This window comes from Lentzea sp. NBRC 105346, from assembly GCF_030269605.1.
In the GTDB taxonomy this organism is placed as follows: domain Bacteria; phylum Actinomycetota; class Actinomycetes; order Mycobacteriales; family Pseudonocardiaceae; genus Lentzea.
In genome coordinates, this window is the sequence record NZ_BSTQ01000002.1 from 426,062 (window position 1) to 437,634 (window position 11,573).

4 protein-coding genes are annotated in these 11,573 nt (G+C 70.7%); all 4 read right to left on the reverse strand.

Features of this window, described 5'->3' with window-relative positions:
- Nucleotides 1-11 precede the first annotated feature (11 nt).
- The gene (locus QSK35_RS06160) at nt 12-1,217 is read right to left on the reverse strand and encodes a phthiocerol/phthiodiolone dimycocerosyl transferase family protein (RefSeq protein ID WP_285743106.1); all 1,206 of its coding nucleotides are present in this window, start codon (nt 1,215-1,217) and stop codon (nt 12-14) included.
- Nucleotides 1,211-2,362 carry a phthiocerol/phthiodiolone dimycocerosyl transferase family protein gene (locus QSK35_RS06165; RefSeq protein ID WP_285743107.1) on the reverse strand — a complete coding sequence of 384 codons (1,152 nt, stop codon included), beginning with the start codon at nt 2,360-2,362 and terminating at the stop codon, nt 1,211-1,213. The genes QSK35_RS06160 and QSK35_RS06165 overlap by 7 nt, the downstream gene beginning before the upstream one ends.
- Nucleotides 2,363-2,616: 254 nt before the next feature.
- Nucleotides 2,617-4,731 (reverse strand): ATP-binding protein, encoded by a 2,115-nt coding sequence (locus QSK35_RS06170; protein ID WP_285743109.1) that lies wholly within the window; start codon nt 4,729-4,731, stop codon nt 2,617-2,619.
- A gap of 221 nt (nt 4,732-4,952) precedes the next feature.
- Nucleotides 4,953-11,552, reverse strand: a complete 6,600-nt coding sequence (locus QSK35_RS06175) for a type I polyketide synthase (RefSeq protein ID WP_285743111.1) — start codon at nt 11,550-11,552, stop codon at nt 4,953-4,955.
- Between the last annotated feature and the right edge of the window lie 21 nt (nt 11,553-11,573).

Sequence of the window (11,573 nt, forward strand, 5' to 3'; positions counted from 1 at the left end):
CTCCTCGGATGTCATGCCGCGCACCCGGTCAGCGTCGTCCGCACGTGATCGAGGATCCGCGCCACCTGGACCTGCCCGAAACAGTCGGGCCGGTGCGGGATCGAGATCTCCAGGCGGCCGTCGAACGTGAGCACGCTCGCCGGCAACGGGTCGCGGTCGACGTCCGGACGGAACCGCGACGCCACCGACACGAACGTGCGCAGGTCGGTCATCCGCAGACCGCGCGGCAGCCGCGGCGCCGGGATGCGGCCGAGGTTGTTCATGCTCACCGTGGTCTGGTCGCGGAAGCCCGGATCGACGCGCAACTGTTCGTACGCCAGCAGGTCCAGGTCCGCGACCCCCGACGACACCGCCAGGCTCAGCCGTTCATTGATCCCCCGCGCGATCATCAGCGGGTCACCGCCGTGCACGTCCACGCGGTCGAAGAACCACCCCGAACACGGCGTGATCGCGTCCTCGGGCAACGGCGGCACCAGACGCGGCCGCATGTCCACACTGGACACAAAGCCGAGCTCGTCACACGTGCCGATCTCGGCCCGCGCCGCGAGCAGCAACGCCGCCGCGATCAGCCCATGCATGGACGTCCCGCCCGCCCTGGCACCGGCCGCGATGCGGGCGGTGGTGTCGCGGTCGATCAGCATCCGCGTCACCTCGGGCCGATCACCTATCGCGGGTTCGAACGGAACGTGCGGCACCCGCACCACCTCCGCGCGCCGGCGTTCCACGTGCGCGGCGACCTCGTCGGCGGTCCAGTGGGCGAGCCCCGCCAAAGCTGATTCCGGGATGTCGGCTTCGATGATCGGCACCTCGGTGCCTTCCACCAGCGCCGTGTAGACGCGCCAGATCTCCTTCATGATCGCGAGCACGCTGCGGCCGTCCGCGATGCTGTGCGAGACGCCGACCGCGATGATGTCCTCCTCGGCGCCGGGCAGCAGCGCGACCCGCACCAGCGGGCCCTCGGGTCCGACCGGGATCTCCAGCTCGTCCTCGACCGACCCGGTGCCGAGGATCAGGCCAGGCGCCTCGACCTCCGGCTGGTGCAGGAACAGCCCGTGCTCGTCGCGGCCGAGTCGCGCCCGCAACGGCGCCATGCCGTCGACCACCACGTCGACCGCCTTGACCAGCAGGCCCTCGTCGACGCCGCCGCGCACCGTGCACAGCCAGTTGATCCGCGCCGCGACCACATCGGACTCGGTCACCGTCAGCCGCCTCAGCATGTGGCACCTCTCGTCAACGTCTCGCGCACGTGGTCGAGGATCCGCTCGATCCGCTGCGGCCCGAAGCAGTGCGACTGGAACCGGATGGTGATGTCGAGCCGTCCGTCCACCGTGAACACACCGGCGGGCAGTACCCCGTGCGGCGCATCGGGATTCCACCGGTCGACGGCGGAGGACATGTAGCTGGACCAGTCCGTCAGCTCGAGCCCGCGCGGAAGTCGCGGGCTGGTGACGCGGCCGAGGTTGGTCAGGTTGACCGTGACTAGGTTGCTGAAGCCGGGGTCGCGCACGACCGTCTCGAGCGCCAGCATCTCCAGCTCCGGGTAGCCCGTGTCGAGCGCGGCCCGCAGCCGCCGCCGGATCCCGCGGGCGAGCTCGAACGGGTCACTGTCCTCCGCGACCTCGACGGAGTCGATGAACCACGAGGAGCAGTGCGTCAACGCGTCCGGCGCCATGGGCGGCACCAGCCGCGACCGCAGGTCCACTGTGGACACAAGACCGAGCGGGCCGGGCACGGGACCGATCTCGGCCCGCGCAGCCAGCAGCAACGCCGCCGCGATCAGACCGTGCAGCGAGGCGCCCTCGGCTTTCGCGCGGGTGGCGAGACGACCGGTCAGCTCCGGAGCGAACAGCAGCCGCCGCAGGTCGAGGCCGCCTTCGGGCAGGTGATCGAACGGAACGCGCGGCACATCGGCAGCCGTGGCGCGGCGATGTTCGATGTGTGCGGCGACGTCCGCCTCGGACCAGTGCCGCAGCCCGTCGAGCGCGGATCGCCCGTGGTCCGGCGGCAAGACTGGAACTTCCATGCCTTCGGCCAGCGCGGTGTAGGTCTCCAAGATTGCGCGGAACAGCGCGAGCGCGGCGCGGCCGTCGGCGATGGAGTGCTCGACGGTGAGCACGAAGGTGCCGGGCAGCAGCGTGGCACGGAACGTCTCCTCCGGTCCGAGCGGCACCGCCAGCTCGTCGGCGAGCGAGCTGTCGCGCACCAGCAGACCGCGGCTCGCACGTAACGCGGACCTGGTCGCGGCGACGGCGTCGACTGCTTTTGCGAGCAATCCTTCGTCCACATCGCCACGAATGTCACCGATGTGGTTGATGCGGATTCCGGTCAGGAAAGACTCTGCGGGTGTCAACCCTCTCAGCACGGTACTCCTTCCCATTTATGGCAATTTGTGGAGACACGGGCAGCGAAAACGCGTCACCGCCACAGGAATGGGGCGAGTTGCGAAACGATTCAACAATCGGCGCGCGATCCAGGTCAATGCGCTCGCGTCAACACACGGTCTCGACTGGACGCGTGGTGTTACGTCACGCGCCCAGCGGCGCACGTGCTGACCTGCACGCAGTACCCACAGGAAATCGACAGCTCACGTGCAGAGTTGCAAGTGTCACGAAAACGTCAGCCCTGACGTCGTGCCGCCCACGCCATCAGCTCGGCCCGGTTGCGCAGGCCCAGCTTGGCCCGGCCGCGGCGCACGTGGTCCTCCACCGTGCGGACCGAGAGGTGCAGCCTGTTGGCGATCTGCCGGTTGTCCATCCCGGCAGCGACGAGCCGGGTCACCTCGGTCTCGCGCCGGCTGAGCCCGAACGCCGCGGCCGTCGCCGACGCGCCGTCCAGCGCGAACGCCGTCGCCTCGTCCAGCCGCAGGCTGTGGCCCCACGCGATGGCGGCGTCCACGGTCGGGCCGGGCAGCGCCTCGATCGCGGCCGTCCGGGCGGCCGCGACCAGGTCGAGCCACCACCGCGCGCGTTCGGTGTGGGCGAAGAGCGCGAGGTTCTCGGCGGCCGCGATGAGCCGCAACCCGTGCTCGGGGCGGCCCGCCCGGATCGCGGCGACGCCGAGGCCGTCCAGCGCGTTGGCGACGTCCTGCGGGTGTTCGCCCGCCTCGACCAGCGACCGTTCGAAGTGCTCGCGGGCCTCGTCGTGGTTGCCGCGCAGCAACGCGTGCGCGCCCGCGGTGTGCACGAGGCGGACGCGCGCGGAGACGGCGTCGATATCGGGGCACAGCGGCAGGGCTTCGGCGAGCACGGCGGCCGCCTCGTCGAGCTCGCCGCGTTCGAGGGCGTGCCAGGCGAGGTCGTCCAGCGCGAGCACGGTCGCGGACGACTCGCCCAGCCTGCGGCTGAGCTCCAGCGCCTCGATGGCGACGGTGATCACGCCGTCGGTGTCGCCCTGCGCCATGAGCACCTGGATGGACGCGCGCAGGGCACGGCCGAGCAGCGTCGCCGAACCGCGGGCGCGTTCCAGGCGGACCGCGTCGGCGGCCAGCCGCATGGCCTCCTCGTGGCGGCCCGCCCACGCGGTGTGGATCGCCATGTGTCCCAGGGCGAGGCCGCGATAGGCGGAGTTGTGCGACGTGCTGCGCAACGCCGACGCCAGCACGTCGCCGATGTCGCCGGGGTGGCCGTGGTGCAGCCGCACCGCGGAGGCGGCCACGGCCAGCAGCAGCTGCCGGTCGTCGCCGCTGCCCGCGAGCCATTCGAGCACGTGCACCACGTTGTCGTGCTCGGCCCGCAGCCGCCGCGCCACCTCGTACGGCAGGATCATCGTGCTCAGCAGCGGCGCCGCCAGCCTGGCCAGCCAGGCGACGAGCGCCTCGTAGGAGACGGTCTCCTCGTTGTGCGCGATGAGCTGCTCGCGCGCGTAGTAGCGGATCGACTCGAGCATCCGGAACCTGGCCGCGCCCTCGCGGCGCACCGCGGTGATCAGCGACTTCGCTTCCAGGTTCATGACCAGCTCGACGTCCAGGCCGAGGGCGGTCACCGCGTCCAGGCCGAACCCGGCGGAGCACACGGAGAGCCGGCGGAACACCGCCTGCTCGTCCGGCGACAGCAGCTCGTAGCTCCACGCGATCGCCTCGCGCAGGCTGCGGTGCCGGCGTTCCGCGGTGCGCCAACCGCCGGTGAGCAGCGAGAACCGTTCGTCGAGGCGGGCGTGGATCTCGGTCAGCGGCAACGGCCGCACCAGCGACGCGGCCAGCTCGATCGCCAGCGGCAACCCGTCCAGGCGGGCGCAGATCGCGGCGATCTCCCTCGGCTGGCCCGCGCTGAGCCGCCATTCCGGGTCGGCGGCGCGGGCGCGGTCGACGAACAGCCGCACGGCGTCGGACCGCGAGCCCAGCGGCATGCTGCCGACCGGATAGACGACCTCGCCGGGCAGGCGCAGCCGCTCCCGGCTCGTGACGAGGAACCGCAGGTCGGGATGGCTCGCGAGGAACGAGCCGAGCAGCTCACCGCAGTGGTCGAGCACGTGCTCGCAGTTGTCCACGACGATCGCGCCCGCGTGGCCGCCGCGTGCGTCCAGCGCGTCGACGAACGCCCGCCGCACCTCGTCGCCACGCGTGACGTTCGCGAGCCGCACGATCGTGACGCCCATCGAGCGGCGGACCAGCACCTCGACCGCCAGCCGCGTCTTGCCGACACCCGCGGGCCCGACCAGCGTCACCAATCGGTTGTCCCGCAGCAATGCCGTCAGCTCCGAGAGTTCACGCTCACGTCCGACAAAACTGTCCATGTAGCAAACCGGATGTTCTGTCACATTCTCGACAGAGCGCGTTCGCTCCCGATATGCGCGTTGCCGGCACGCCGCTGAGCAATACTTCGCCTTTGCGCTCACCGGCTGGCCGCACGTGTCGCATACCAGCGGTTCGGCTGTCACAGGACCCCCTGGGTTACGAATTCCGCGCAGAAATCGTAACCCACCGGACCAGCGCCGATCTCAATTGGCCCGCCGTCTCAACTCGTTTCGCCGAGAGCTGTGCGCACGAGTGCGTCGAGATCCATCGAGTCGAGATCGTCCGCGGGCACCCCGGGTTCTTCGGTGGGCGCCATTCGGGTCCGCAGGAACTGGGCCAGCCGGGCGGGGGTCGGTTCGTCGAACGCGACCGCCGGGGACAGCCGCAGTCCCGTCGCCTTGGCCAGCCGGTTGCGCAGTTCGACCGATCCCCGTGAATCGAAACCGAGGTCGCGGAACGCCCGGTGCGGGTCGACGGCGTCCGGCCCGTCGTGGCCGAGCACCGCAGCCGCGTGTGTGCGGACCAGGATTTCGAGGTCGCCGGTGAACACCTCCGTGGTTTGTTCGGGTTCGCGCCGGTCGGCGATGGTGATCGTCGTGTCGGCGTTGATCGCGCGGCTCATCGCACGGATCGCGTCGTCCGGCGACATCGGGGTGAAATTCTCGAACTCGACGAGCGAGTCCGCGGCCATTCCCGCACCCGCCCACGGTCCCCACGCGATCGAGGTCGCCTTCCGGCCCTTTTTGCGGCGCCGGCAGGCGAGCGCGTCGAGGAAGGCGTTGCCCGCGGCGTACGCGGCCTGGTCGGCGCCGCCCCACGTGGCGAAGATCGACGAGAACAACACGAACGCGTCCACGTCCGGGAAGACCGCGTCCAGGTTCGCCGCGCCCAGGGTCTTCGCCGCCATGACCTCGTGCAGGCTCTTGGCGTCCAGGTCTTTCAGCGCGCCCATGCGGGCGACTCCGGCCGCGTGGAACACCGCGCGCACCGGTCTTCCTTGTGCCGCAAGCTCATCCGCGAGACGTTGCAGCGCTTCCCGTTCCGTCACGTCACATTCTTGGTCGCCGCCGGTACGGCTCACCCGCACGACGTGTTCCGCTCCGGCGTCCTCGAGCCACCTGGCGATCTCCGTGCCGATCGCGCCCGTGCCGCCGGTGATCAGGACCGTGCCGCTCGGGGTCCAGTCGCCGGTTGCGGGCGGGGCCGCGGTGATCCTTGCCGCGAGGACGCCGTCCGGGGTGAGAGCGAGCTCTGGTTCGTTCAGGGTGAGAGCGGCGCCCAGGTGTGTGACGTCGTCGCCGAGGTCGATCAGTCCGGTGTTAGGGATCTCGTGTCTCGCCGCCCGGCCCAGTCCCCACACCGTTGCCTGGATTGGGTTCGTGCGGTCGGTCGTCGCGCACCACACCGTCCGGCCGGTTGTGTTGCGCAGCAGGTCGACGGTCGCGACCAGGCCCCTCGACACGCCTGGGTGGTCCGGGTGCGGGCGGTCGTCCAGTGCCAGCAACGAGAGCACGCCGTCCGCTTTGTCGACCTCGTGCACCACTTCGGCGCCCGCGGCCTTCAACGCCTGCACGCAGTCCGTCACTCGATCGCATCCCTCGGGTGCGATGACGGCCCAGGTGCCGGTCAATGGTGCTTCCGTTTGCACCGGCTGCCAGGTGACCTCGTACCGCCAGCCGTCCACATCGGACCCAGGCCAATAGCGCTTTCGTTGGAAGGCATAGGTGGGCAGGTCTATTTGCCGCCCCTTGGGCAGGATGCTCTTCCAGTCGACCTCGGCGCCGTGTACGAACATCTCCGCGACGGCCTTCAAGGCGGATCCGTTGTGCTGCAGCATGCTTGCCGCGTGTTCGGGTACCAGCGGGATCAGGGTGCCGGGTCCCAGTTCGAGGAACCGCTTGGCGTTCGCCTCGGTGACCGCGTCCGCGAACCGCACCGGCTCCCGCACCTGGCGCACCCAGTAGTCGGGGGTTGTCACGTCGCCGGTCGCCGTGGGGATCATCCGGAGCCGCGGCTCGCGGTAGGTGAGCGTGTCGGCGATCTTTTGGAACTCGGCGAGCATCGGGTCCATGTGCTTGGAGTGGAACGCGTGGCTGACCTTGAGCCGCTTGCCGCCCCAGCGTTGCTCGATCTCCTTGATGAGGTCCTCGTCGCCGGAGAAGACCAGGGAGTCCGGTCCGTTGTAGGCGGCGACGTGCTCGGCGAACTCGCCGGCGTCGCCGCGGCGCACCGCGAGCATCGCTCCGGTTCGCGGCAACGCCTGCATGAGCCGCGCGCGTGCGTTGACCAGCGTGCAGGCGTCTTCAAGCGACAGGACTCCCGCGACGTGCGCGGCGGCGAGCTCGCCGACCGAGTGGCCGATCAGGACGTCCGGCCTTACGCCCCACTTCTCCAGCAGCCGGAACAACGCCACTTGCAGTGCGAACAGCGCGGGTTGCGCGTGGCCGGTCTCGTCGATGTCCAGGTCCGGCAGGTCGAGGTGGTGCCTGGTTTCGTCGAGGGCTTGGGCGAACGCCGGGAACGCCCGGTACAGCTCCTCCCCCATGCCGGCGCGCTGCGCTCCCTGCCCAGGGAACAGGAACGCCGTCTTCCCTTCCACCGCGACACCTTCGGCCAACCCGACCACGGCCCGGTGATCGAACAGCGCCCGCGTCGTGACCAGCGACCACGCCACGTCGACCGGATCCGCCTCCACCTGCCGAATCCGCTCCACCTGTTCCCGCAACGCCCCGGCCGATTTCGCCGACACCACCAACGGAATCGATTCCGCCTCGGCCCCCGCCGGGGGGCGCGAGGCCCCCTTCTTAAGCGTCTCATGGGGGTCCGACAAAACCGGGCCGGAGGCGGCGCTGACCAGCGAGTTGTCCACAGGCGGCGAGTTGTCCACAGATCGCCCGGCGGCGGCCTGCGACGCGTTCAAAGTCGATACGCTGGAAAACGGGGGGATCCCCGTCGCGGCGGAGGCCTCCAAGATCACGTGGGCGTTGGTGCCGCTGATGCCGAAGGACGAGACAGCGGCGCGGCGGGTGGTCGAGTCCCACGGACGGGCGGCGGTGAGCAGGGAGACGTTGCCCGCGGTCCAGTCGACGGCGGTGGAGGGTTCGTCGGCGTGCAGGGTGCGCGGGAGGACGCCGTGCCGCATCGCCATGACCATCTTGATCACGCCGGCCACGCCCGCGGCCGCCTGGGTGTGGCCGATGTTGGACTTCAGGGATCCCAACCACACCGGGGAGGAGCGCTGGCCGTAGGTGGCCAGCAGTGCCTGCGCCTCGATCGGGTCGCCCAACCGAGTCCCGGTGCCGTGCGCCTCGACGACATCAACGTCCGAAGTGGACAGACTGGCGGAGGCCAGTGCCGCGCGGATCACGCGTTGCTGCGACGGGCCGCTGGGTGCGGTGAGGCCGTTGGAGGCGCCGTCGGAGTTGACCGCGGAGCCGCGGATGACGGCGTGCACGCGGTGGCCGTTGCGGCGCGCGTCAGAGAGGCGTTCCAGCAGGAGGATGCCAGCGCCCTCGGCCCAGCCCGTGCCATCGGCCGACGACGAGAACGACTTGCAGCGGCCGTCCGGGGCGAGGCCGCCCTGACGGGTGAAGTCGACGAAGATGCCGGGCTTCGACAGCACGGTCACGCCGCCCGCCAGCGCCAGCGTGCACTCGCCCGCTCGCAGCGCCTGCGCCGCCGTGTGCACCGCGACCAGCGAAGACGAGCACGCCGTGTCGACCGACAGCGCCGGGCCCTCCAGGCCCAGCGTGTACGCGACGCGGCCGGACACCACGCTCGGGCTGGTGCCGGTCAGGCCGAAGCCCTCCGAAGAGGACAGTGGCGGGCCGTACTCCTGCGCGAACGTGCCGGCGAAGACACCGGTCCGGCTGCCGCGCAACGACGACGGGTCGATGCCCGCGCGTTCGAGCACCTCCCACGACAGCTCCAGGAACAGCCGCTGCTGCGGGTCCATCGCCAGCGCCTCGCGCGGCGAGATGCCGAAGAAGCCGGCGTCGAACATCGTGGCGTCGGCGACGAAACCGCCGGGCCAGGAGCGGTCCCAGCCGCGATCGGGTGGGACGGCGCCGATCGCGTCCCGTTCCGCGATGAGCAGCTCCCACAGGTCTTCCGGCGAGCGCACGCCACCGGGTAGACGGCACGCCATCGCGACGACGGCGATCGGCTCGTCGGACCGGGCGATTTCCTCGAACACCACGGCGTCGCCGCGCAGGTGCGACGCGAGTCGGCGCGGCGTGGGGTGGTCGAACAGCGCGGAGTCCGGCAGCGCGCGGCCCGTTTCGGCGGACAGCCGGGCGCTCAGTTCGACCGCCGATATCGAGTCGAAGCCGAGGTCGGCGAACGCCCGGTCCGCGGCCACCGGCTCGGCGTGACCGAGCACGATCGCCGCCTGCGCGCGGACCACCTCGAGCAGGTCCCGGTCCTCCGCGACCACCACCGGTGGCTCCGCGTCGAACCAGTACTCCTGCCGCTGGAACGCATAGGTGGGCAACGTGACCCGCTTGCCGCCGCCGATGATAGCGGGCCAGTCGACCGGCACACCGGCCACGTGCAGCGCGGCGATCGCCGGTAGCAGCGGCTTGTCCTTGCGCAGCAACGAAACGAACGCACCATCGGCGCAGGAGCGCGCCAACGTGGTCAGCATCCCACCGGGCCCGACCTCGACGAACCGCGTCACGCCTCGGTCGGCCAGCCGGGACACGCCGTCGGCGAACCGCACGGTCTGCCGCAGGTTGCGCACCCAGTACTCGGGGGTGTCGAACGCCGCGTCTTCCTCCACTGTGGACACCATGGTGTCGGTCGCCTGGAACTCCAGGCCCCGCAGGAACTCCTCGAAGTCGCCGAGCACGGGATCCATCGCCTGGGAGTGCGCTGCGAAGCCGATCCGCACCCGCTTGGCCTTCTCCCAGCGTCCGGCACACGCGAGCACGGCGTCCTCGGGCCCCGACAGCACCACGGACGAAGGCCCGTTGACCGCCCCGATCTCAACGTCCGCGGCGAGGAACCGCCGAACTTCGTCCTCACCGGCCGGGACAGCGACCATCACGTCGCCCGCGACCCGCTGGCACAGCTGCGACCGCAGCACGATCAACCGGCACGCGTCGTCCAGTGACAGCACGCCGGCGACGTGCGCGGCGGCCACCTCGCCCGCCGAGTGCCCCAGGACAAGGTCCGGGTGGATCCCCCACGACTCCAGCAGCCGGAACAACGCCACCGAGACCGCGAACGTCAGCGGCTGCGCCACCGACGCGTCGTCCAGGTCACCGGTGGCGACGCCGGTCCGCGCGACGATCTCGTCGAACGCCGCCGCGAACACCGGATACCGCGCGTGCAGCTCGCGGCCCATGTCCTCGAACTGCCCGCCCGCGCCGGGAAACAGGAACGCCGTGGCACCCTCGACCACCTGGCCGCGCACTTCACCGGTCCCGAGCACCACCGCCCGGTGCTCGAAGTGCGTCCGCGTGGTGGCGAGCGAGAACGCGACGTCCTTGGTGGCCAAGGGCAGCCGCGCGATCTGCTCCCCCAACGCTCCTTCCGAACGAGCCGACACCACCAACGGAATCGATTCCGCCTCGGCCCCCGCCGGGGGGCGCGAGGTCCCCTTCTTAAGCGTCTCATGGGGGTCTGACGGTTTCGGGGCCGAAATGGAGTTATCCACAGGGGAGTTTTCGACGATCAGGTGACAGTTGGTGCCGCCGATGCCGAAGGAGGAGACGCCGGCCAGTCCGGGCGGCCACGGCGTCAGCTCCCGCTGCACGGTCAGGTTGCGCAGCGGCACGCCTGGGCGTTCGAAGTTCAGGCTCGCGGGTAGGCGGTCGTGCACCAGTGACAGCACCACCTTGAGCAGGCCGGCGATTCCGGCCGCGCCCTCGAGGTGACCGATGTTGGTCTTGACCGACCCGACGCGCACCGACGGGAACACCGCTTCCAGGGCCGCCGCCTCGACGGGGTCACCGACCTTCGTGCCGGTTCCGTGCAGCTCCACATAGGACACTTTGCCGGGAGAGACACCGGCACGCGCCAGAGCGGCCCGCACCACGGCTTCCTGCGCCGAGGGATCGGGCACGGTCAGCGCGCCGGGACCGTCGTTGTTGACCGCGGACCCGCGGATCACGGCGAGAATGGGATCGCCACCAGCCAGCGCGTCGGAAAGTCGTTTGAGCACCACGAAAGCGCCGCCCTCGCCGCGCACGATGCCGTTGGCGCGCGAGTCGAACGTGTAGCAGCGGCCGTCCGGCGACAGGGTGCCCAGTTCGGCCATCGCGGTGTGGCTCTCCGGCGCGAGGTTCAGCTGCACCCCACCGGCCAGCGCCAGCGACGACTCGCCGCGCAGCAGGCTCTCGCACGCCAGGTGCACGGCCACCAAGGACGACGACTGGCCGCAGTCGACGGTGAAACTGGGGCCGCGCAAGCCGAACACGTTCGACACGCGATTCGCGATGACACCGCGCTGCAGGCCGGTGACACTGCGGGCGTTGACGCCGTGCCGGAGTCGCAGTAGCGCGTAGTCGTCACCGATCGCCCCGACGAACACGCCCGCGGCCGTGCCGTGCAGCGCCGCGGGCACGATCCCCGCGTGCTCCAGGGCCTCCCAGCCCAGTTCGAGCATCAGCCGCTGGCGCGGGTCCATCTCCGCGGCCTCGCGGGGCGGGATGCCGAAGAACTTCGCGTCGAACGACCGGACGTCTTCGAGGAAGCCGCCGTGGGTCTCGCGCCGGGTGATGGCGTGCTCGCCCGCGCTCAGCAGGCGCCAGAACGCCTCGGGGTCCGCCGCGCCGGGCAGCCGGCACGCGACGCCGATGATCGCGATACCGGTCAACAGACCCTCCCAGGAGTGGCC